We start from the raw sequence: 22358 nt of genomic DNA, 5'->3' as shown, positions 1-22358 counted from the left end.
AAAAAGAGCCGTAAAATTTGATATTTTACGGCTCTTTTTTATTGGAAAAGGATCCTAAATAAGCTCTTCTCTATTATTGCGATCTTCTCGTTTTTTATCGCGTTTCATGTCTCTTTCCCTCTCGGCATCTTCCTGCTTTTGCTTGTCACGGTCACCTGCGGCCTGTTGCGCCGGGTTCCTTCTTTCTTCTTCCTGTTGGTGACGCCTTTGCTCTTCATTGTGATCGCGGTTGCGATCTCCTCTTCTCTCTTCCATAATTACAATTTTTAAGGTTCTTAGATTAACACCTCTAAATATAATTAGAAATCACCTCTTAAAATATTGATTATAAAATATTTAACCGTATTTTACCATTGATCATAATTGAGAAAAAATTAACCTACAGTTGATCTTTTATATTCTGAACTTCAATAGATTGATGTGAGGAATGATGAACTACTTCCCTATTCTTAAGGATAATCATTTGCGGACTTTCATGTCTCACCCCGAAGCGGCTGGCCACTGCGTTAGAAATGTCGCGATTGGCTAAGAGATCAAGAAAGTAAAGTTTTACTTCTTCATCTTTTGGCAGATCATAACTTCGCTCAAAATTGTTTAATACCATTCGGCTGATTCCGCAGCGGGTAGAATGTTTGAAAATCACTACAGGTTGTGAATCAGATTCTTTTTCGATCTCTTCAAGTTGCTTCTCTCCAGTAAGAGCGTGCCACGGCACCTCCACAATCTCTTTCTTCACGATATCTCTTTCACTTTTAAAAACTTTATCAAATAATCCCATTTTTGAAGGCTTTAGTTACACGTTTATTGAACTCTGTAAAATAGTAAAATCATCTGATAATTCGGTTACAGGGCCTGAACTTTAGCATCTCTATAAGAGACAAAAAGTCATTAGATTCTGCAGAATATCAGCCATTTTGTCGGCATTATTGTACTGGTACATGCTTTGCTAAAACTAAAGAAAAAGAACAACTATGAACTTAAATAATTTTACAATAAAAAGTCAGGAGGCCATTCAGCAGGCCCAGCAACTGGCGCAGGAGTTAGGGCATCAGCAAATAGAGAACGAACATATATTCAAAGCAATTACCTTAGTAGATGAGAATGTTACTCCTTTTCTTCTGAAGAAGCTCAATATTAATGTGAGTCTCTTTCAGCAGATCCTGGACAAGACACTTCAAAATTTTCCGAAGGTGAGCGGCGGAGATATTATGCTCTCGCGTGAAGCATCCAAAACACTTACTGATGCATCTTCCGTAGCTAAGAAAATGGGAGATGAATACGTTTCAGTAGAGCACCTTATTTTAGCCATTTTTGGATCTTCAAGTAAAGTAGCCCAGATCATGAAAGACCAGGGCGCCACCGAAAAAGGTTTAAAAGCTGCAATTGAAGAACTTAGAAAAGGAGAAAAAGTCACTTCTCAAAGTGCCGAAGAAACCTATAACTCCCTGAATAAATACGCCAATAACCTCAATAAACTGGCCGAAGAAGGAAAGCTTGATCCTGTAATTGGGCGCGATGAAGAGATACGCAGAGTATTGCAAATCCTGTCTCGAAGAACCAAGAACAACCCAATGTTAGTGGGAGAACCCGGTGTGGGTAAAACCGCCATTGCCGAAGGTCTTGCCCATCGTATCGTTGCAGGTGATATTCCCGAAAACCTCAAGGATAAACAAATCTATTCCCTTGATATGGGAGCTTTAATTGCCGGTGCAAAATATAAAGGGGAATTTGAAGAAAGGCTAAAGGCCGTCATTAAAGAAGTAACTTCCAGCGAAGGAAACATCGTGCTGTTCATTGACGAGATTCACACCCTTGTGGGTGCCGGCGGTGGCCAGGGCGCCATGGATGCAGCCAACATTCTAAAACCTGCCCTGGCAAGAGGGGAATTGCGCGCTATTGGAGCAACCACTTTAGATGAGTATCAAAAGTATTTTGAGAAGGACAAAGCCCTTGAAAGACGTTTTCAAAAGGTAATGGTAGATGAGCCCGATACAGAGAGTGCCATATCTATCTTACGCGGAATCAAAGAAAAGTATGAAACTCACCATAAAGTACGCATCAAAGATGAGGCGATTATCTCGGCCGTTGAGCTGTCGCAGCGTTACATCACCAACAGGTTCTTACCCGATAAGGCCATAGACCTAATGGACGAAGCAGCCTCCAGGTTAAGAATGGAGATCAACTCCAAACCTGAAGAACTCGATGTGCTCGACAGAAAGATCATGCAGCTCGAGATAGAAATGGAGGCCATTAAGCGGGAAAATGATGAGAATAAGCTAAAAGCTTTGAGAGCCGATCTTGCCAATTATAAAGATGAACGCAACGAACTCCATGCCCAGTGGAAGAATGAAAAAGACGTTGTAGACAACATCCAAACGGCAAAATCGAGCATAGAGAATTATAAGCTGGAAGCCGAGCGTGCAGAAAGAGAGGGCAACTACGGAAAAGTAGCCGAACTGCGCTATGGTAAGATCAAGGAAGAACAGGAAAGGCTGGCCGAACTTCAGAAGCAACTGGAAGAGAATCAGCAGGGAAAATCTTTAATTAAAGAAGAAGTCACCAACGAAGATATTGCTGAAGTTGTAGCTAAATGGACCGGCATTCCGGTTACCAAGATGTTACAGACCGAACGGGAGAAACTTCTTAAACTGGAAGACGAGCTTCATAAAAGAGTGGTAGGGCAAGACGAGGCCATAGAGGCCGTAAGTGACGCCGTGCGCAGAAGCCGAGCAGGGTTACAGGACCAAAAGAAACCTATAGGCTCCTTCCTGTTTTTGGGTACTACCGGAGTTGGTAAAACCGAATTGGCCAAAGCTCTTGCCGATTATCTCTTTAACGACGAGAGTGCGATGACCCGTATTGATATGAGTGAGTACCAGGAACGCCACGCCGTGAGCAGGCTTGTTGGGGCGCCTCCGGGATATGTAGGTTACGATGAAGGTGGGCAGCTTACCGAGGCTGTAAGGAGAAAACCTTATTCGGTGATCCTGCTTGATGAGATAGAAAAAGCCCACCCCGACACTTTTAATATCCTCTTGCAGGTGCTTGATGAAGGAAGGCTTACTGATAACAAAGGACGCCTGGCCGATTTTAAGAACACCATAATTATTATGACATCAAATATGGGTTCTCACATTATCCAGGAAAAATTTGACACGATAAAAGATACTGAAACTGCGATGGAAAGCGCCAAAGTTGAATTGCTGGCCCTGCTAAAACAGAGCGTCCGGCCAGAATTTATAAACAGGATTGATGATATCGTGATGTTTGCACCGCTTACCAGGAAAGATATCAAGCAAATTGTAGGTCTCCAAATGAAAGGCGTAACCAAAATGCTTGCGAAACAAGGTATTACTCTTGATGCAACCGAAGAAGCCATTGCAAACCTGGCAAACAAAGGTTTTGATCCTCAATACGGGGCAAGACCGGTAAAAAGAACGCTGCAAAAAGAAGTACTTAATAAACTTTCCAAAGAGATCTTAAGCGGTAAAATACATACCGATAGTATTGTGCTGCTCGATTGCTTTGACGACGAACTGGTCTTTAGAAACCAGGAAGAGATCGCCCAATAATAGAAATGGCCCCAATTAATCGGGGCCATTTTTTTATTCCAGGAAAATCCTACCATCTGTCAATTTCCTTCTTCAATTCTTCCTTGCTGCGGCCGGTCTTTTCCTGTAGGCGCCCAAGCATTTCATCAAATCTACCCTCACGATAGGTTACATCATCATCGGTAAGATCTCCGTACTTTTGCTTAAACTGTCCTTTGATCTGTTTCCACTTTCCTTCAATTTGGTCATCATTCATAACTTAAGTTTTAATGGTTCTTATCGAAAGTAGCTAAACAAGGGTTCGCCTGCCGCTAAAAAAGTCCTATTTTGCTCTTAAGAATTTGTTATTTTTATCGGCATGAAAAAAGCATTCTTCTTAGTTCTTATAGCCACAGCCTTCCTTAGCTGCAAAAGTTCCCGAATAGGTAGTACTTCAAACGTACAGGTAAAGTTTTTAGACGATTATAATATTACCGACAACCTCACTGTAAAAGGTACAGAGGTTGGCGGTCTTTCGGGCATCGATTACCAGGAAGGGAAATTTTATATGGTGAGCGACCAGCCTTCTATGCCGCGGATTTATGTGGCTAACATGGCTATTTCCGAAGAAAAGATCGATACTATAGTTATTTCTGATGTAATTCTTCTAAATAAAGAACATGAAAGCCTCAAGGGGCAACATCTGGATCTAGAAAGTATTCTCTTCCAGGCTGAAGAAGACAATTTTGTACTTTCCAGCGAAGGAAATATCAATAATAAAAAAGATCCTATGCTCTTTAGGGTGTCAAAAAAGGGAAATTACGTCGACTCTTTTGCTGTACCCGAAAATCTTTTAGCTGAAAGTATCAAGAAGCCCAGAAATAACGGAACGCTTGAAGGACTTGCCGCTTCTTTTGATCAAAAAGGAATATGGGCGGCCATGGAACTTCCTTTGGTCACTGATGGACCAAAACCTAAGCTTTATCCCACAAAATCGCCGGTACGCATCACCTATTTCGACAAAAAAACCGGAGAACCTGTAAAGCAATTCCCTTACCGTTTAGAAAGAATAGCAAAAATACCCTGGCTCTATTTTGCAGTAAATGGTGTTACCGACCTTTTAGAGTACGCCCCCAACAAATTTCTTATCCTGGAAAGAGGTTTTGCAGCCGGTCATGGTCAAAATGGCAATACCGTGCGAATATTTGATGTAGATGCCAGCCTGGCTACAAATACTTTAGACATTAATAATCTTAGGGTTTCCTTTAATAACCCTGCAAAGAAAACCCTGCTTTACGATTTTAAATGGGCAAAAAATTACCTGAGCCAGGAGATCATTGATAACATTGAGGGCATCACCTTTGGCCCTACCCTGCCTAACGGCAATCAAAGCCTTATCCTTATTTCTGATAATAACTTCAACTCCATGGGGCAGCAACTCAACCAGGTCATTCTCATGGAATTTGTTCCAAAAAGGTAATCTATGCGTACTTTTTTCATCTTTTTGATTTCTATTCTATCTTTAGGAGAAACTTCTGAAAATCCTATAAAACCACCGGTGCAGGAAGCTACAACGCAATATTATTTCATTCGTCATGCCGAAAAGGAAATGACCGATCCTCAAGACCGGAATCCGCAGCTCTCAGAAGCCGGGATAAAACGGACAGCTAAATGGGCTGAAGTATTTGAAGAAGTTGAGTTTGACCTTATCTATTCCAGCAATTACCATCGCACCATGAATACCGCCAGGGCGGTGGCCGATAAGCAGCAGAAGCAGGTAGACATTTACGATCCCAAAAAATTAAACGATCCCGAATTTCAGAAGAAGACAAAAGGAAAAACGGTACTCGTCGTGGGGCACAGCAATACCAATCCGGCATTTGTAAACCTGCTGCTGGGAGAAAATAAATATCAGGATCTTGATGAAACAGAGTACGGCAGCTTATTTATTGTTACCGTCTCGCCGGATGGCGAAAAGACTTCCCAGGTACTTTTTATCAACTAAGGTGTCAAAAATGGCATTTTTTAAAGTTGTTTCTGAATGCTAAACGGAATTAAAGCATTTTTAGCAACTTCAGTCTCTATTGGGTTCTGTTACCTCACAGGTATTTTAACCAGTTTCACGGATTTTACTTTTGCCTGGGTGCTAAATTTTGTCCTGATGGCCTGGTACACCTACTTGGATTCTATTTTTAAGTGGAAATATATTTCGGTTTATTTTAATACCCTGCAATTTGAGGAAAACGGACGCATCTACAGGTTCTTTGGAGTACATCTGTACAGAAAACTACTCGTCTGGACGGGTTGGGAAAAGATAAGCCGCAAAGACCTCAAGATCATCAAAAAGGAAGAAGCTTTAAAGCGTGCTGAACAGGGATCCCGCAGTTCTGAAGCCGGACACGCGATAATATTTCTTATCGTAATGCTGGTAACATTTATAGTAGCAAATACTTGGAGGGAAGCGCTATGGCTCATCGTGCTCAATGTACTGCTGAATCTTTACCCTATTATAGTGCAGCGCTACAACAGGCCCCGCTACAAAAGATTATTGCGAAAATTTCAGGAGCAATCTCGGATGGTCTAAAAATTAATCCTGAATTTCAACCTTCAGAATCTCATTTTCAATCTTAGAAACCCTGGTTAATTCCCCTTTTTCGAACATATCATCAAGCTCTTCTAAGGGAGTAGATAGCGCATCGGTTTTATAATTTTCGTAATCCACAAACCGGATTCCGTTTACCATCCGTGGGTTTACGGCTTTTCTAAATCTAATTCCGCCGTCATTCACAAAGAAACGATAGGCCAGGTAATCTATGGTGAAATCATCTTTTTCGATCCAGTACATGTAAATATCTTCATGGTCTACTCCTCCACCCTGCTGCTCAAAAGTGACTTTGATCTCGTGGTATACTTTGTCGTTGATGGTATCCTGCCCCACAAGTTCTTTAATTACCGCATCGTCATTCAGCCGAAAAGGTAGTTGTACGAAATAATGTACCGCATTGACACTTTCGGCATAAGCTTCGGAAAGAGAATCAGATAATTTAAGCTGTTCCTCTCCCTGAAAGCGCCTAAAACCTTCGTTATTCAAGATGTCATCGTAGGTAGTGTTCGTAGAATCGGTAATTCTTCGGGTGAGTTCAAACTTTCCGTCATTGCGGGTACTGGTGTAGATATTTTTCCGGAACCGGAATTCAATATTTGCTTTTTCATACTTCTCCCCACCGGCGTTTTCAACAGCTTTTGCTATGATCTTATCGGCTTTAGATTGAGGAGCTTGTTCATTACAGGAAGCCAGGGACAGAACAAACAGGAGTACCAAATATTTTTTCATGACGGGGGATTGTAAAGAAACAAAAATACCGAATCTGGGGCTCAAACTGAAATTAAAACTCCGCCTTTTAAGATTTCCCTAAAAACACGGGTAATTCGCCAAAGCTTGTTATTTTTGTTGATATGAAGAACGACATCAACATTAAAAACCGTAAAGCCAAGTTTGAATACGAAATACTTGACAAATATATTGCAGGAATAAAACTGGCCGGTACCGAGATAAAAGCTATAAGAGAGGGAAAAGCCTCTATAGCCGAGAGTTTTTGTGAGTTCTCCAACAGTGAATTATTTGTCATTAACATGACGGTGCAGGAGTATTCCCACGCCACCTACTTCAACCACGATCCCAAACACGCCCGTAAACTTCTGCTTAACCGCAAGGAGTTAAGAAAGCTGGAAAAAGAAGTGAAAAATTCCGGATTGACCATTGTTCCCCTCCGTCTCTTCATCAATGACCGCGGACTCGCAAAAATGCAGATCGCACTTGCCAAGGGTAAAAAACTTTACGATAAACGAGAGGTGATCAAGGAGCGCGAAAGCAAACGTAAACTGGACAGGATCAAGAAGGAGTATAAGTAGGGGTGAAGTTAAGAGTTAGGAGTTCAAAGTTATGAGTTTGAAATTCCAAGCTCTAAGCACCAAATTCCAAGCACCAAAATCCAAATAGATTTAAGATTCAAGTTATTTTCTAAAGCTACTACCTACTGAATACTGGGCACTGCCTACTAAATTTTTATTTCCCGCAGATCCCGCAGATTCAAAAGTCTTGATTCTTGATTCTTGGCTCCTGGTTCTTACAAACTGCCAACTGATCACTAAATACTGAATACTAATTCCTGTCTTCCAGCAACGGTACAAACCTGAAATTTCCGAATTCGGTTTTTTCAAATTCTGTTTCAGATTTTCTTTCCAAAAGTGTCATTATTTGAGTGTCTTTCCCCACAGGAATAACCATTCTGCCGCCAATTTTTAACTGACTCAGTAAAGGATTCGGTACAAAAGGTGCACCAGCAGTTACAATGATCCTGTCAAAAGGGGCATAATCGGGCAGCCCTTTATAACCGTCACCAAAGGCCAGGTATCTTGGGCGGTATCCTATTTTTGAAAGAAATAGCTTGGTGCGCTTAAACAATTCAAGTTGTCGCTCAATGCTGTAAACTTTTGCACCCAACTCACAGAGAACGGCAGTTTGGTAACCACTCCCTGTACCAATTTCCAACACCATATCCCCTTTTTTTACCTGCAGTACTTCAGTTTGAAAAGCAACAGTATAAGGCTGGGAAATTGTTTGATCGGCAGCAATGGGAAAAGCCTTATCCTGGTACGCATGATCTTCGAAACTGCTATCCATGAACAAATGCCGGGGAATTTTTTTAATGGCATCAAGAACCTTTTCATCCCTGATCCCTTTATCTTCCACGACTTTTGCCAGTTGTAACCTCTTTCCCTGATGTTTGAGCGTATCCTTTCGCACCTTTTAAGTTTTGAAGGCCAAAATTACATAAAGATTACCTCAGGTTAAAGAAAATTTGGGATTTGCCGCTTTTATTCACTCCTAATTGGCATTGGCTTTAGTCCAAGAAATGTTATTTTTGTTGAAAACCATTTATTATGCTCAAAGCCGGCGTCCTGGGTGCAGGACACTTAGGAAAAATCCATCTGCGTTTGCTCCAGGAATCTGAAAAATATGATCTTGTGGGCTTTTACGACATAGATGAGAACAGTGGCCGCAAGGTTCAGGAAGAGTTTGGATATAAATATTTCAACAATTTAGACGATCTCATAGCCGCCGTAGACGTGGTTGATGTGGTCACTCCTACCCTTTCTCACTTTGAAGTGGGCCAAAAGACCATTAAAGCAGGAAAACATTTATTCATAGAAAAGCCTATTACCAACACGGTTGAAGAGGCCGAACAGCTGGTTAAACTGGCTAAAGAATACAATGTTAAAGGCCAGGTAGGTCATGTAGAAAGATTTAATCCCGCTTTCCAGGCGGTTGCAGATAAGTTTGAGAACCCTATGTTCATTGAGGCCCATCGCCTGGCGGAATTTAATCCGCGCGGAACAGATGTGCCGGTGGTACTCGACCTTATGATCCATGACATAGATGCTATTTTAAGCGTGGTAAAATCTGAAGTTAAGGAGATACAGGCCAGTGGGGTTTCAGTTATAAGTGACACTCCCGATATTGCCAATGCACGGATTCTTTTTGAGAACGGTTGTGTTGCCAATTTAACTGCCAGCAGGATCTCCCTGAAAAACATGCGCAAATCGCGCTTCTTTCAGCGTGACGCCTATATTTCTGTGGATTTTCTCGAAAAGAAATGCGAGGTCGTAAAAATGAAAGATGCTCCTGAAGTTCCCGGAGATTTTGATATGATACTTCAAAATGCCGAAGGTCTTAAAAAACAGATCTATTTTGACAATCCGGAAGTGAACCCGAATAATGCCATTTTAGAAGAACTAAATTCGTTTGCCGCCGCCATTGAGAACAACACTACGCCAATTGTGAGCCTTGAACAGGGAACACAGGCACTGCGTGTGGCAAAACAAATTATTAACTCATTTAACTAATCTCTTTTATGAAAAATATTGCAGTTATTGGTGCAGGAACAATGGGGAACGGAATTGCCCATACTTTTGCCCAATTTGGTTATAAAACAAATCTTATAGATATTTCAGAAGAAAGCCTGGAGAAAGGGATGAAAACCATCTCAGGCAATCTTGACCGCATGGTTTCCAAAGAAAAGATATCTGAAGAAGATAAAACAAATACCCTCAACAACATCACCACTTTTACCCAGATTTCAGAAGGTGTAAAAAATGTGGATCTGGTAGTGGAGGCCGCAACAGAAAATGTTGATCTTAAACTGAAAATTTTCAAACAGCTGGATGAAATCTGCGCTTCAGAAACTGTACTTGCGTCAAACACTTCTTCAATTTCAATTACAAAAATTGCCTCGGTAGTCTCAAACCCGGAAAGGGTAATTGGAATGCATTTTATGAACCCGGTACCGGTGATGAAGCTGGTGGAGATCATTCGAGGCTACAACACCAGTGATGAGGTGACTTCAAACATCATGGAGCTTTCAAAAAAGCTGAAAAAAGATCCTGTTGAAGTAAATGATTATCCGGGGTTTGTGGCCAACCGCATTCTTATGCCAATGATCAACGAATCTATTGAAACCCTTTACAACAGGGTGGCCGGGGTTCAGGAAATTGATACGGTGATGAAACTGGGCATGGCGCATCCTATGGGTCCGCTACAACTTGCCGATTTTATTGGGCTTGATGTTTGTCTCTCTATTCTCGAGGTGATGTACAGCGGCTTTAAGAATCCAAAATACGCTCCCTGCCCTCTCCTGGTAAATATGGTGCAGGCAGGAAAACTTGGCGTGAAATCGGGAGAAGGTTTTTATGACTATTCTGAAAGCAGGAAAGCCGAAAAAGTCTCTGGCCAGTTTACCTCTTAAAAATGGCATTTTTAGAACCTATTTAATCAGCAGCATTTGGCAAAAATAATTCCTTTCAGGGCTGTACGGCCTTCCCGGGATAAGGTGGGCCTTGTGGCCTCGAGACCATATCAGGAATATTCGGTGGAAGAAGTGAGGTTTCAGCTGGAGCACAATCCATTTTCTTTTCTGCATATTATTAATCCGGGATATAAATTTCAGAAGGAAATATCGGGAAGTGAGCGGTTTCAGCTTGTAAAGAACCGCTACCTTGAATTTAAAGAAGAAGAAGTTTTTATTCAGGATGAAAAGCCGGCATATTATATTTATAAAACTATTTCCCGGCACCAGGCTTACTGCGGAATTATCGCGGCCACAAGTGCACTGGATTATGAAAATAATGTGATCAAAAAGCACGAGGATACAATTTCTCAGCGGGAACAACTTTTTAAAGATTACCTGAAGACGGTGGGCTTCAATACTGAACCAGTGTTGCTCACTTATCCTGACAGCCCGGTGATAAACGAGATCACTACAGCGGTAATGCAGGAGCGGCCCGAATATGAGTTTTCTTCTTTGAACCGTGATGTACATTACATGTGGATTGTAGATGATCCTGATAAAACGGAACAAATTAGAAAGGAATTTGAGCGCATGGAAGCGGTTTATATCGCCGATGGCCACCACCGCAGTGCCTCGTCATGGCTGTTGGCAAAAGAGTCGCGAGAAAAGAACCCCAATCATACCGGAGAAGAACCTTATAATTTCTTTTTGAGCTATATGATAGCCGAAAGCAACCTGCAGCTATATGAGTTCAACAGACTGGTTCGCGACCTTAACGGACTTGGGAAAGAGGAATTCTTAATTGAGCTAGACGAGTGGTTTCGCATAGAAAACAGGGGCACGCAATTTTATAAACCTTCCAAAAAACATCATTTTTCGATGTATTTGGATGGAGAATATTATTCGCTTTACCTGCGAAGAACAAACTATGAGTTTACAGATTCTCTAAGCAGCCTCGATCCTTACATCCTGTTTATAAAGGTGCTTAGACCTATTTTGAATATTACAGACCTCAAAAACGACAATAGAATATCATATCTTCCCGGAAGAAATGAAACTTTTGACGTGAAAAAGGCTGTAGATGAAGGCGAATTTGCCGTTGGCTTTGGGATGTTGCCATTAACTATTGAAGAAATAAAGCAAATTGCAGATGCCGGGTTAACCATGCCTCCAAAAAGCACCTGTATTGAGCCAAAACTAAGAAGCGGTCTTACCGTGTATGAATTTTAGAGCTATGAACATTGCAGAGAACATCAAATCATTTAAAGCAGAAATTCCTGAAGAAGTCACTCTTGTTGCTGTTTCCAAAACAAAACCCGAAAGTGACATTTTAGAAGCCTATAACGCCGGACAAAGGATCTTTGGTGAAAATAAGATCCAGGAAATGACCGAAAAATGGGAAAACCTGCCTAAAGATATCAAATGGCACATGCTGGGCCACGTGCAGCGCAACAAGGTAAAATATATGGCAGAATATGTGAACCTTATTCACGCCGTAGATTCCCTGAAATTGCTGAAGGAAATTGAGAAGCAGGCAAAAAAGTACGACCGAACCATAGAGTGTCTTCTGCAAATAAAGATTGCCGAAGAAGACACTAAATATGGAATAGATGTTGATGAAGCAGACAGCATATTACAGTCACAAGCCTACCGCGAGATGACTCACGTTAAGGTGGTTGGATTAATGGGAATGGCTACTCTCACTGAAAAAGAAGAGAAGATTAAAAAGGAATTTAGTTATTTAAAGACTACTTTTGATAACTTTAAGTCAAGGTATAACTCCCTGCATACTTTATCAATGGGCATGAGCGGCGATTATAAGATCGCAATTGAATGTGGAAGTACGATGATAAGGGTGGGAAGCGCCATTTTTGGCGAAAGAAATTACAATTAAGAGGAAATAGCATTTGTACGCAGTTTTAGACATAGAGACTACCGGTGGGAAATATAATGAAGAGGGAATAACTGAAATTGCTGTCTATAAATTTGACGGTCATCAAATCGTTGATCAATTCATTAGCTTAGTTAATCCTGAAATACCCATTCAGCCATTCGTTGTTGGCCTTACCGGCATTAATAATGACATGCTCAGGAATGCCCCAAAATTTTTTGAAGTCGCAAAGCGCATTGTAGAAATTACAGAGGGGGCTATTTTGGTAGCACATAACGCCAAGTTCGATTATCGAATTCTGCGCACCGAGTTCCGCAGGTTGGGTTTCGATTATGAGAGGCAAAGTCTTTGTACTGTAGAGCTTTCCCAAAAGCTTATCCCCGGCTTACCGTCATACAGCCTCGGAAAACTGGTGAGATCGTTGGGTATTCCCTTAAGTGACAGGCATCGGGCTACCGGCGATGCCCAGGCCACGGTCAAGCTCTTCAAGATGCTGCTTGCCAAAGATTCAGAAAAAGAGATTTTAAAGAGTTCGGTTCGCAATGCGCCAAAGCTGAAGATGAACACCAAACTGGTACAGCTGCTGGATGAACTACCTTCAATTACCGGGGTTTACTACCTGCACAATGAAGATGGAGACATCATCTTTATTGGAAAAAGCAAGAATATCAAGAAAAGGGTAAACCAGCACTTCACCAGTGATAACAAGAAATCGCGGGAAATTCAGAAAGAAGTTGCTTCTGTAAGCTATGAAGCCACAGGAAATGAACTAAATGCTTTGCTCAAAGAAAATGAGGAAGTAAAGCGCAATAAGCCCAAATACAATAGATCTACAAAACGCTCCCTTTTTTCTCATGCCCTTTACCAGGCCAAAGACAATGAAGGTTATATTCATTTAAGGATTGGTAAAATTGATGGGCGCAAGAAATATATTACGGCTTTTACCAACCTGCAACAGGCAAAATCTACTTTAGAAAAGATCCTTAAGGAGTACGAGTTGTGCCAAAGCTTTACCGGCTTTTATGAAGGCGCCGGCAGCTGCTTCAACCACAACATGAAAGAATGCCGCGGGGCCTGTGCGGGAGAAGAAGGCGCTTCAGAATATAATGAGCGGGTAAGAAAGGTACTTGAGGCCTACAGCTATGAAAAGAAAAATATGCTGGTGATTGACCGTGGAAGGGATATTGATGAAAAGAGTGCATTATTAGTCGAAGAAGGTGAATTTAAAGGGATTGGGTACTTTAACCTCAACTATCAGTTGAACAATCTGGAGATCATAAAATCGATCATTACACCCATGAAAAATGACCGGGATGCCCAGCAAATCATTCAGAATTATTTGAGGAAGAACAATCGTTTAAAAATCATCCATCTTCATCCGCATGAATAAATATCTACTGCTCCCAATTATTTTATTTACAGCAGCACTTTCTGCCCAGGATCTTTTCAACACTCAGAACCCAGATGTAATTTTTAACGAACTTAAGGCAACAGTCTACAGTAAAGACTCTACTGCAAATGCCTTTTACATCTATGAAGATGGCTACAGCCGCTTCCAGTCTTCAGGAGATTACAACCTTCTTACCGACTATAAAGCAAAGATCAAGATCCTCAACAAAGAAGGTTTTCCTCATGCCAGTGTGCAGATAAAGCTTTTTAAGGGAAATAATGGAGAGGAAGAGTTACACGACCTTAAAGCTACCACCTATTACCTGGAAAACGGGAAGCAACAGGTTCGCCACCTCGACCCTGCTCTCATTTATACTGAAGAAAATCCTGAATACCATATTGTAAAGTTTACTTTCCCCTCGGTGCAACCGGGAGCAGTTCTGGTATATTCATATCAAAAAGAATCTCCTTATTATTTCAATTTCGAAACCTGGTGGTTTCAGGAAAGCATTCCTAAAATATATAGTCGCTACCTGGCCGATATTCCGGGGAATTACAGGTATCACATAAAAAAAATAGGAGAGCAGCCGCTTGATGTGGAGAACAATGAGATTAAAAGAGACTGTTTTTCTATAGAAGGAATTCCGGGGCAGGCCGACTGTAGCCGGTCTGAATACGTGATGAAAAATATTCCTGCCTTTAAAGAAGAGGAATATCTTACTTCCAAATTCAATTTTATTTCCCGTATAGAATATGAGCTTGAGGAGATTCTTTACCCTGACGGCCGGGTGAAAAAATTCACAAAATCCTGGAAGGATGTTGATCGCGAGCTCAAAAATGATAATGACCTGGGAAAACAGCTTAGAAAGACCAAATGGGTACGCGAGGTTCTTCCGGAAAGTTTAAGTAGTAAAGCAAATAATCTTGAAAAAGCGCGGGAGATCTTCGAGTTTGTAAAAAGTAATTATAAGTGGAACGGGGAATACAATATTTACAGAAATGTAAGTATTAAAGAACTTCTTGAAGATAAGACTGGCAATGTTTCGGCTATAAACATCCTGCTACATAATCTTTATGTCGAAGAAGGATTCAATGTTCTTCCCCTATTAAGCTCTACCCGACAAAATGGAATGCCCACTAAATTATACCCGGTACTTTCTGAATTTAACTACCTCATGGTGCAGCTTGATATTGACGGAAAGACTTTCCTACTGGATGCTACCGAGAAAAATATAGACTTTGGTGTTATTCCTTTTCGTACTCTAAACAAGTATGGAAGACTACTGGATTTTGAGAATGGTAGCAGTTGGGTAGACATAGAACCAGAAGTCTACTCCACTATTACTATTCAGGATTCTATAAAGCTAAACAGTAATGGAACCACAACCGGAAATTCAATTCATAATTTTTCCGGCTACCACGCACTTGCAGTCAGGAATAAGTTGGACGAGATCCAACCCGAAGAGATCTTTCAGTCCCTCACAAATGCAAATTCCCATACCAGAAGTCTTGTGGCAGTTCCTGAAAAGATAGAGGACAAGGTAAAAATCACTTTCAATCTTCATAACTCCAGCCAGAAGATCAACGACCTGATCTATATGAATCCTTTCAGTTTTAAGTTTTTTAAAGAAAATCCCTTTAAGCTAAAGGAGAGAACCTATCCCATTGATTTTGGGTATAAAGATGTTTACACCTACAATATCAGCCTTGTTATACCCGAGACACACGAATTCGTTGAATTTCCCGAGAACAGGCGAATAAGTCTTCCTGAAAAAGGTGGCTCATTACAATTCCTGACCCAAAAGGTAAATGATCATTCTGCAATTATACACTGTAGAGTATCATTCCCTCAATCTGTTTATAGCGCTGGGTTCTATCCTTATTTTCAGAAGTTTTTCTCTGAACTACTTAACATACAGGAACATTCAATAATTCTGGTAAGGGAAAAAGTGTAAAAAAACCTTAAGTTTTTTTAGCTGTAAAGCTTTAATTATAAAACAATTCCCCTTCCAAATAAATAGGTTCTCCTGAAAAATCCTATTTTTAGGCTGTAATTCAATTTGCGTGGCCCAAACAAACATACCTTCCTGGAAAAGTAAACTTCATGAAATTATTTATGAAGCCGATACGCCTGCGGGAAAAGCTTTTGATATTGGTTTGCTCCTGGTAATTGTACTGAGTATTGTACTGGTTATGCTGGAGAGCATTCCCGGAATGAGTGACAAGTACTACTGGCAGTTTTATACGGCCGAATGGATCATCACCATCATATTTTCTATAGAATACATGCTGCGGATTATTGTAATTAACCGGCCAACCCGCTATATTTTTAGCTTTTACGGAATTGTAGACCTTCTTTCTACCCTGCCAACCTATCTGGCAATCCTTGGAGGCGGGCATAACCTGTTATTCGCAGTGCGGGCTTTACGATTACTGCGGATCTTCAGGATCTTAAAAATCACGAGATATATAGGAGAGTCAAACCGGCTCTTGCTTGCATTGCGTAACAGCCGCGCAAAGATCCTGGTTTTCCTGTATGCAGTGGTTATTTTATGTGTCATTATGGGTACGGTAATGTACCTGGTAGAAGGGCCCGAAAATGGTTACACCAGCATCCCTACAGGCATTTACTGGTGCATAGTGACCCTTACCACAGTAGGTTTTGGTGACATTCACCCCGTGACTCCCCTGGGGCAGTTCATAGCCTCTGTGATCATGATTACCGGTTATGGTATCATTGCTGTTCCCACCGGAATTGTGACTTCGGAATTTAGCCGTGCCTCGGCCAATGAAATTCCTGTGAACACGCAGGTTTGCCCATATTGTAATGAAACCAAACACCTCGATAAGGCAGAATACTGTCATAACTGCGGAAATCCCCTAAATGAATAAGAAATATCTCATTGCCGTTGTAGGCCCTACTGCCATTGGAAAAACAGCGCTGGGAATTGAGCTTGCCCGGCATTTTAATACTGAAATTATCTCGGCCGATTCAAGGCAATTCTACAAGGAGATGCAAATAGGCACTGCGGTACCTTCTGAAGCAGAGCTAAAAGCTGCCAAACATCATTTTATTCAGCATATTTCTGTTGAAAATGACTATTCTGTAGGAGATTTTGAGCGCGATGCCCTGCAACGTCTTCAGGAGTTATTTCTGAAACACGACGTGGTGGTGATGGTAGGCGGCAGCGGACTTTATATTGATGCGGTAGTAAAAGGTCTTGATGAATTTCCGGAAGTAGATCCACAAATTAGGCTCAATTTGAAGGAGGAATTGGAGCAAAAAGGACTGGAAACCCTTCAGGAGGAACTCAAAACCCTTGATCTGGAGTATTATTCCGAAGTAGATCTACAGAATCCGCAGCGGGTGATCAGGGCATTGGAAATTTGCAGGGGCACAGGGAAACCTTATTCAGACTTCAGAAAAAAGAGTTCTAAAAATCGCTTTTTTGACACCTTATATGTGGGAGTTTCAGCGGAACGCGAAATTATTTATGGCCGTATTAACCGCAGGGTTGATATCATGATGCAACATGGTCTTTTGGAAGAGGTAAAAGGCCTTAAGGACAAGCGTGAGCGCAACGCCCTGAATACGGTAGGATATAAAGAAGTTTTTAAATACCTCGATGCACAGTGGGATCTTGACACTGCGGTAAGTGAAATAAAAAAGAACACCAGAAGGTTTGCGAAACGACAACTCACCTGGTTTAGGAAAAATGAAGCGATCAACTGGTTTGATGCCGAAACCCCGGTCAAAGAGATCATCACTGCTATTCAGAAAAAAATTACTTTATAATTGCCCTTTTTAAGTACTCTCTGCCATTGGTGTAGATCACAAGCGGATATACTCCTGCCTGGTAAGCGCTTAAATCAAGCTGATACTCTGGAATGGGCTGACTGTTGTCGTATTGCTGCTCGCGAAGGAACCGGCCTCTAAAATCGAATATTTCAATCCTGTTTATTTGCAGCCCGGGAGAAAGTTCGAAACTTATCAATCCATCTCCGGGATTGGGATACATGATCAAAGAATCGCGCTCTGGTGCCGGAGACGAATCACAAACAATCTGCGGATCTTCAACCATCACCTTTACAGTACAGGTACCACTTCCATTCACGGTAGAATATGAAAGTATTACTTCGTTCTCTCCCAGATCTTCACAGGTAAAAATAGATTGGCTCACATTATAAGTGCCGCTCATACCTCCTGTAAACAAGTCCTGCGGCTGTAGCTGGGCACTTCCATCCTCATTTAAAGCAAGTACAAAAAGGGCTTTGCACTCAATACCCGAAGGATTTTCTTCATATGGCTGCACCAGAATAGGTGTCTCGCAGATATCCACATTTCCGGAATTATCTGTCACGGTAAGCACCAGCTGCTGCTGCCCTAAATCGGCGGTGGTAAAAGAGGTACGGTTTAGGCTCATTGAAGTAATTCCGCAGTTATCTGTAGAGCCAGCACCAAAGTCTTCAGGAGAAAGTGTTGCAGTCCCATTTGCACCAAGAGTCAACACATAGTCTGCCTTACAATGAGCAACAGGACCTATATTATCCTCTACCTCTACCCTTATTTCGCAGGTTTGAGAGGGGTCATCTATTTTGGAAAATGTAATATAATTGGTACCCAAATCTTCACAGGTATAAGTGGTTTCCCCATAGAAATCAATACCCGAAGGATCACCGTCAAACAAATCTTTGGCCTTTAAAATGGCATTTCCGTCGTTGTTTAATTGAAGAATGACTTCCTCAACACAATTGAGATCACCGCCCGTGCCCATAAATGGTCTCACATTTACGACAACCTCACAGAAATCTGAGTTTCCCGAAGCATCGGTTACTGTAAACCGCACGGTCTGAGTGCCCACATCTTCGGTGGTAAAATTGCTTTTGCTCAAAGACATATCTTCAATCTTACAATTATCGGTAGAATTGAGGTCCACATCCTCAACAGATAACTGTCCCTGACCATTTTCATCCAGTACAAGATCAATTTTGGAAATACAATTTACCCTTGGCGCCAATTTATCAACAACGGTCACTTCTACTTCGCAGCTTCCGGTGTATTGGCCGTTATACGTAGCAGTGATCATTTGAGGCAGACCTATATCATCACAGGTAAAATCCTTTTTACTCAATTCGAGCTGAATGTCTTCATCTTCCCCGGTATAGGTGAGAGTAAGTTCTGCATATCCATCCTGATCAAGTTCTAATTCACCTGACTCTGTACAACGAATATCTTTAAGAGGATCATAAGGCACCACATTCACGGTAGCCTCACAGGTTTCCACATTCCCATTCACATCTTCTACGGTTACCAAAATATCATTCTCTCCCACATCTGAAGTTTCAAAGCGGCTTTTGCTCAGGCTAACATTGTCTATTCCGCAATTATCTTCTATAGTGGATAACAATATTTCGGGCGGAATTACCCCGAAGCCATCTTCGTTCAGGTGAATTTCCAGGTCGTCGCGGCAATTAATGATGGGTTTGACGTCATCAACAGGATCAATCATAAAGGAACATTCGGCAGTCTCGCCGCCTTCAGTCGCAGTAAGTGTAATTTCTGTTCTGCCGTAAATTAGAGTACCTTCAGGAGGATCCTGAGTTATTTGAGCTGTGGATGAATTCACAGTCGCTGAACTGGTGTAATCTGGAAGCTCAAAGGCACAATTGTCTCCAAAGGACGGAGTGCTGTTTGGCGGACAGAAAATTTCCAGTTCATCCTCATTCACATCTACAATCAGTTGGATCTCACACGCAACAGATTGATTATTATATTCATCGGAAGCATAAATCTTTAATGTAGTATTTGAAAATATTTCCTCCCCAACATCGGGCACCTGAGTGTAGGTAATGGCTGCATCATTGGTACAATTATCCTCGGCCTGAAATTCTCCTGCAAGATCGGGCACCAAAAATTGCCCGTTTACAGCGGTAATAGTTCTCTCACTACCTGATGGGCAGATGGTGAAGACCGGGGCTTCTTCATCAACCGGATCAACCATAAAGGAACATTCGGCAGTCTCGCCGCCTTCAGTCGCAGTCAAAGTGATTTCTGTTCTGCCATAAATCAGGGTGCCTGCAGGAGGATCCTGAGTTATTTGAGCTGTGGATGAATTCACAGTCGCTGAACTGGTGTAATCTGGAAGCTCAAAGGCACAATTGTCTCCAAAGGACGGAGTGCTGTTTGGCGGACAGAAAATTTCCAGTTCATCCTCATTCACATCTACAATCAGTTGGATCTCACACGCAACAGATTGATTATTATATTCATCGGAAGCATAAATCTTTAATGTAGTATTTGAAAATATTTCCTCCCCAACATCGGGCACCTGAGTGTAGGTAATGGCTGCATCATTGGTACAATTATCCTCGGCCTGAAATTCTCCTGTAAGATCGGGCACCAAAAATTGTCCGTTTACAGCGGTAATAGTTCTCTCACTACCTGATGGGCAGGTGGTGAAGACAGGGGCTTCTTCATCTATTACCGTTATATCCAAAGTACACCTTGTAAAATTTCCCGCATCATCTTTTGCTTCGAACAAAACTTCATAATCCCCAGGAGCTAATTGATCCCCAGACTCCGGACCACTAATCCTTGAGACGGCTTGAGGACCAGAATTGTCGGTGGCTGTTGGTATTTCATATTCCACAACTGCAAAGCAATCACCTAGAGTAGATGATTTTACGATTGGCTGGACAGGACAATCTATAACGGGTGGTGTCTCATCCTCTGCTTGGTTAATAGTCACAGTGAAGCTGCAAGTAAATTCATTGCCAGAAGTGTCAATAACCCTAAAAGTATTCTCGGTATCGCCGAGACGAAATTTACTTCCTGGTGGAAGTCCCGCTATTTGGTCAAAATCTGCTACGGAACAATTATCCTCCGGGATTGGTGCAGTGTAATTAATTACCTTTCCTGTCTCTCCGAACGGCACTGTTACAGGTTGAACTGTAGGACAGGTCATTGTGGGAAGGATTTCGTCTTTTACTGTTATTGTAGCAGGACAGGAATCACTTAATCCAGTAGCTGGGTCCGTAACGATTAAAACAACAACATTATCCCCTAAATTAAAGCAGTCAAAGGATGTTGTATTAATTTCTAAAGTTAACCCTGCTTCATTCCCGCTGTAAACCTGTTCGGCCGTAATCTGAGCCATTCCATCTCCATCCAAAGAAACGGAAAAGCTATTACAAATTGCCTCTGGTGGATCTGGACCTTCAGGATTTTCAACTGTTACATTAACAGTACAAGTATCTGTTAAGCCTGAAGAATCTGTTACAGTCAGAGTAACAGGTACAGTACCAACATCTACAGTAGTAAAATTATATTGTGAAAGGCTCTTAGTAACAATGGCGCAGTTATCGGAAGAATTATTATCAACCTGCTCTGCAGTTATTGAGGCTGTTCCATTTTGTAAAACCACAGTAAATGGAGAAACGCAATTAGCTACGGGAGGAGTTAAGTCTGTAGAAGGAGATCTCTCATAAATTTCAAGATCAAAATTAATTGTGAGACCATCTAAATTTCCATCATTTATAAATAATTTCGAGCAATTATTGAATGCAAGATCTAAAGGAAGCTGAAGATGATCATCTTCTTCAGCTGGATTTCCTGGATCATTAAGTGTTCCAGTATGATTTAGAGTTGAATCATAAATTTGAATAGCAAATTTCTGTTGATCAATACCTGAACTAATATTATTGTACAATAAAAAATATTGAAGGAGACCTAAAGTTTCATAATTTAAAATGAGATTAAAATCTAACTCATCTGAATAATCTATTATATGAATATATCCAAAATTATCAATCTCGATACTTCCGGGTGATCCAATTTGACTTAATGTCTTTACATAGTCAAGATTTTTGCTAAAAACTAAAACTTTACCATCATTTTCTGCATGGCTGATAAGAATATAATTTTCATTAGCGGCTACGCGAAATGGATTATCAAGCGGATGACCTGGAGTTCCTTGAAAACTCGTGAAATTCCCGTTTGAATAATAAATTTTTAAAAAATACCGTTCAGTAACTTGCGAGTCACTCCCCCTATACGAATCAACTATATACAGGTTGTTATCGCCATCAATTGCTAAACCAGTTGGTTCCCAAAATTCATTTTTCCCATCTCCTCCTGATCCTGAGCCGATATTACCTACAGAATTTCCCGAGGTGTTAAATTTTTTGATCAATTTTGAACCACTATCTGCAATATAAATGATGTCATTATTGTCTATCACTAAATCTAAAGGACCATTTAATCTTCCGTTTTCCCCGGGAACATCACTAATTATATTAGTCAAGCTTTTATCTTCCGGATTATACTTAAAAACTCCGTTTCCAAAGGTTAAAATGTATACGAATCCTTGAGAATCAGTATCAATTGAAATTACCAAATTACCAGTAGAATTTTGCCCTGCTGTTCCCAAATCTTTCTGATCAATATGATCATAAACCGGAACTATATCAGCAGGATTCTGTCCCAATAAAGAAAGACCACCACAATTCAGAAGAAAAAAAAGAAGAAATAACCTTTCAAAAATGGCATTTTTGAGCCCTCTTGTATTTTGGCCACAACCAAAAAAATGCCGCAGGAGTACGGCAGTAGAATGACATTTTTGGATGGCATGAAGTCTCCTCATTTAGTGCAGGTTACACGCAAATATAAGTAAGTAAACGAAGACCCCCGGGCAGGAAAAT

The 22358-nt window shown here is 41.2% G+C and carries 19 protein-coding genes; 13 read left to right on the top strand and 6 right to left on the bottom strand.

What is annotated here, in order from left to right:
* Positions 1-54: 54 nt before the first annotated feature.
* Together OQ279_RS05765 and ytxJ are read right to left on the bottom strand one after the other, a co-directional pair.
* Positions 55-255, bottom strand: a complete 201-nt coding sequence (locus tag OQ279_RS05765; protein ID WP_266068894.1) for a hypothetical protein — start codon at positions 253-255, stop codon at positions 55-57.
* Positions 256-379: 124 nt separating this feature from the next.
* Positions 380-778: a bacillithiol system redox-active protein YtxJ gene (gene ytxJ, locus OQ279_RS05760; RefSeq protein ID WP_266068893.1), complete on the bottom strand. Its 399-nt coding sequence runs from the start codon at positions 776-778 to the stop codon at positions 380-382.
* Positions 779-971: 193 nt separating this feature from the next.
* Here ytxJ and clpB point away from each other — a divergent pair, with 193 nt between their 5' ends.
* Entirely contained in the window at positions 972-3572 is a 2601-nt protein-coding gene (gene clpB, locus OQ279_RS05755) for an ATP-dependent chaperone ClpB (RefSeq protein WP_266068892.1), read from the top strand.
* A gap of 49 nt (positions 3573-3621) precedes the next feature.
* On the opposite strand, the gene OQ279_RS05750 is transcribed toward clpB, so the two are convergent.
* Positions 3622-3807 (bottom strand): CsbD family protein, encoded by a 186-nt coding sequence (locus OQ279_RS05750; protein ID WP_266068891.1) that lies wholly within the window; start codon positions 3805-3807, stop codon positions 3622-3624.
* Between the two features lie 102 nt (positions 3808-3909).
* On the opposite strand from OQ279_RS05750, the gene OQ279_RS05745 reads away from it, so the two are divergent.
* The 3 genes from OQ279_RS05745 to OQ279_RS05735 are packed head-to-tail and all read left to right on the top strand — an operon-like array spanning position 3910 to position 6114.
* Positions 3910-5010, top strand: coding sequence for an esterase-like activity of phytase family protein (locus OQ279_RS05745; RefSeq protein WP_266068890.1), 1101 nt, complete (start codon positions 3910-3912; stop codon positions 5008-5010).
* Between the two features lie 3 nt (positions 5011-5013).
* A complete protein-coding gene (locus OQ279_RS05740) occupies positions 5014-5535 on the top strand; it encodes a SixA phosphatase family protein (protein ID WP_266068889.1) in 522 nt (173 codons plus the stop codon).
* A gap of 36 nt (positions 5536-5571) precedes the next feature.
* Positions 5572-6114: a glycosyl-4,4'-diaponeurosporenoate acyltransferase CrtO family protein gene (locus OQ279_RS05735; RefSeq protein ID WP_266068888.1), complete on the top strand. Its 543-nt coding sequence runs from the start codon at positions 5572-5574 to the stop codon at positions 6112-6114.
* Positions 6115-6117: 3 nt separating this feature from the next.
* Here OQ279_RS05735 and OQ279_RS05730 read toward each other — a convergent pair whose 3' ends face one another.
* Positions 6118-6864, bottom strand: a complete 747-nt coding sequence (locus tag OQ279_RS05730) for a DUF6503 family protein (protein ID WP_266068887.1) — start codon at positions 6862-6864, stop codon at positions 6118-6120.
* Positions 6865-6986: 122 nt separating this feature from the next.
* On the opposite strand from OQ279_RS05730, the gene smpB reads away from it, so the two are divergent.
* The gene (gene smpB / locus OQ279_RS05725; RefSeq protein ID WP_266068886.1) at positions 6987-7442 is read left to right on the top strand and encodes an SsrA-binding protein SmpB; all 456 of its coding nucleotides are present in this window, start codon (positions 6987-6989) and stop codon (positions 7440-7442) included.
* 250 nt (positions 7443-7692) lie between these two features.
* Here smpB and OQ279_RS05720 read toward each other — a convergent pair whose 3' ends face one another.
* Positions 7693-8337, bottom strand: a complete 645-nt coding sequence (locus tag OQ279_RS05720) for a protein-L-isoaspartate(D-aspartate) O-methyltransferase (protein WP_266068885.1) — start codon at positions 8335-8337, stop codon at positions 7693-7695.
* 137 nt (positions 8338-8474) lie between these two features.
* Here OQ279_RS05720 and OQ279_RS05715 point away from each other — a divergent pair, with 137 nt between their 5' ends.
* From OQ279_RS05715 to miaA, 8 genes are all read left to right on the top strand, one after another.
* Positions 8475-9437, top strand: a complete 963-nt coding sequence (locus OQ279_RS05715; RefSeq protein WP_266068884.1) for a Gfo/Idh/MocA family protein — start codon at positions 8475-8477, stop codon at positions 9435-9437.
* Positions 9438-9445: 8 nt separating this feature from the next.
* A complete protein-coding gene (locus OQ279_RS05710; protein ID WP_266068883.1) occupies positions 9446-10336 on the top strand; it encodes a 3-hydroxybutyryl-CoA dehydrogenase in 891 nt (296 codons plus the stop codon).
* 36 nt (positions 10337-10372) lie between these two features.
* Entirely contained in the window at positions 10373-11608 is a 1236-nt protein-coding gene (locus OQ279_RS05705; RefSeq protein WP_266068882.1) for a DUF1015 domain-containing protein, read from the top strand.
* Between the two features lie 4 nt (positions 11609-11612).
* A complete protein-coding gene (locus OQ279_RS05700) occupies positions 11613-12272 on the top strand; it encodes a YggS family pyridoxal phosphate-dependent enzyme (protein WP_266068880.1) in 660 nt (219 codons plus the stop codon).
* A 13-nt stretch (positions 12273-12285) separates the two neighbouring features.
* Positions 12286-13659 carry an exonuclease domain-containing protein gene (locus OQ279_RS05695; RefSeq protein ID WP_266068879.1) on the top strand — a complete coding sequence of 458 codons (1374 nt, stop codon included), beginning with the start codon at positions 12286-12288 and terminating at the stop codon, positions 13657-13659.
* Positions 13652-15613, top strand: coding sequence for a DUF3858 domain-containing protein (locus OQ279_RS05690; protein WP_266068878.1), 1962 nt, complete (start codon positions 13652-13654; stop codon positions 15611-15613). Before OQ279_RS05695 ends, OQ279_RS05690 begins: the two co-directional genes overlap by 8 nt.
* Before the next feature lie 109 nt (positions 15614-15722).
* A complete protein-coding gene (locus tag OQ279_RS05685; RefSeq protein WP_266068877.1) occupies positions 15723-16550 on the top strand; it encodes an ion transporter in 828 nt (275 codons plus the stop codon).
* Entirely contained in the window at positions 16543-17454 is a 912-nt protein-coding gene (gene miaA, locus OQ279_RS05680; RefSeq protein WP_266068876.1) for a tRNA (adenosine(37)-N6)-dimethylallyltransferase MiaA, read from the top strand. Before OQ279_RS05685 ends, miaA begins: the two co-directional genes overlap by 8 nt.
* On the opposite strand, the gene OQ279_RS05675 is transcribed toward miaA, so the two are convergent.
* Complete coding sequence (locus OQ279_RS05675; RefSeq protein WP_266068875.1) at positions 17444-22300, bottom strand: HYR domain-containing protein; 4857 nt, start codon at positions 22298-22300, stop codon at positions 17444-17446. The two genes, miaA and OQ279_RS05675, sit on opposite strands and share 11 nt — an antisense overlap.
* Positions 22301-22358 lie beyond the last annotated feature (58 nt).

Source organism: Salinimicrobium profundisediminis, from assembly GCF_026241755.1.
GTDB lineage: Bacteria > Bacteroidota > Bacteroidia > Flavobacteriales > Flavobacteriaceae > Salinimicrobium > Salinimicrobium profundisediminis.
Note: the sequence above shows the minus strand (reverse complement) of the source record. Positions and strands in the feature narration are given on the sequence as shown.

Excerpts from the sequence above, each read along its gene's own strand:
- miaA (WP_266068876.1), top strand. The coding sequence starts at position 16,543 with ATGAATAAGAAATATCTCATTGCCGTTGTAGGCCCTACTGCCATTGGA.
- OQ279_RS05690 (WP_266068878.1), top strand. The coding sequence starts at position 13,652 with ATGAATAAATATCTACTGCTCCCAATTATTTTATTTACAGCAGCACTT.
- OQ279_RS05715 (WP_266068884.1), top strand. The coding sequence starts at position 8,475 with ATGCTCAAAGCCGGCGTCCTGGGTGCAGGACACTTAGGAAAAATCCAT.
- OQ279_RS05730 (WP_266068887.1), bottom strand. The coding sequence starts at position 6,864 with ATGAAAAAATATTTGGTACTCCTGTTTGTTCTGTCCCTGGCTTCCTGT.
- OQ279_RS05700 (WP_266068880.1), top strand. The coding sequence starts at position 11,613 with ATGAACATTGCAGAGAACATCAAATCATTTAAAGCAGAAATTCCTGAA.
- clpB (WP_266068892.1), top strand. The coding sequence starts at position 972 with ATGAACTTAAATAATTTTACAATAAAAAGTCAGGAGGCCATTCAGCAG.
- OQ279_RS05745 (WP_266068890.1), top strand. The coding sequence starts at position 3,910 with ATGAAAAAAGCATTCTTCTTAGTTCTTATAGCCACAGCCTTCCTTAGC.
- OQ279_RS05765 (WP_266068894.1), bottom strand. The coding sequence starts at position 255 with ATGGAAGAGAGAAGAGGAGATCGCAACCGCGATCACAATGAAGAGCAA.
- smpB (WP_266068886.1), top strand. The coding sequence starts at position 6,987 with ATGAAGAACGACATCAACATTAAAAACCGTAAAGCCAAGTTTGAATAC.
- OQ279_RS05710 (WP_266068883.1), top strand. The coding sequence starts at position 9,446 with ATGAAAAATATTGCAGTTATTGGTGCAGGAACAATGGGGAACGGAATT.
- OQ279_RS05740 (WP_266068889.1), top strand. The coding sequence starts at position 5,014 with ATGCGTACTTTTTTCATCTTTTTGATTTCTATTCTATCTTTAGGAGAA.
- OQ279_RS05735 (WP_266068888.1), top strand. The coding sequence starts at position 5,572 with ATGCTAAACGGAATTAAAGCATTTTTAGCAACTTCAGTCTCTATTGGG.
- OQ279_RS05750 (WP_266068891.1), bottom strand. The coding sequence starts at position 3,807 with ATGAATGATGACCAAATTGAAGGAAAGTGGAAACAGATCAAAGGACAG.
- ytxJ (WP_266068893.1), bottom strand. The coding sequence starts at position 778 with ATGGGATTATTTGATAAAGTTTTTAAAAGTGAAAGAGATATCGTGAAG.
- OQ279_RS05675 (WP_266068875.1), bottom strand. The coding sequence starts at position 22,300 with ATGAGGAGACTTCATGCCATCCAAAAATGTCATTCTACTGCCGTACTC.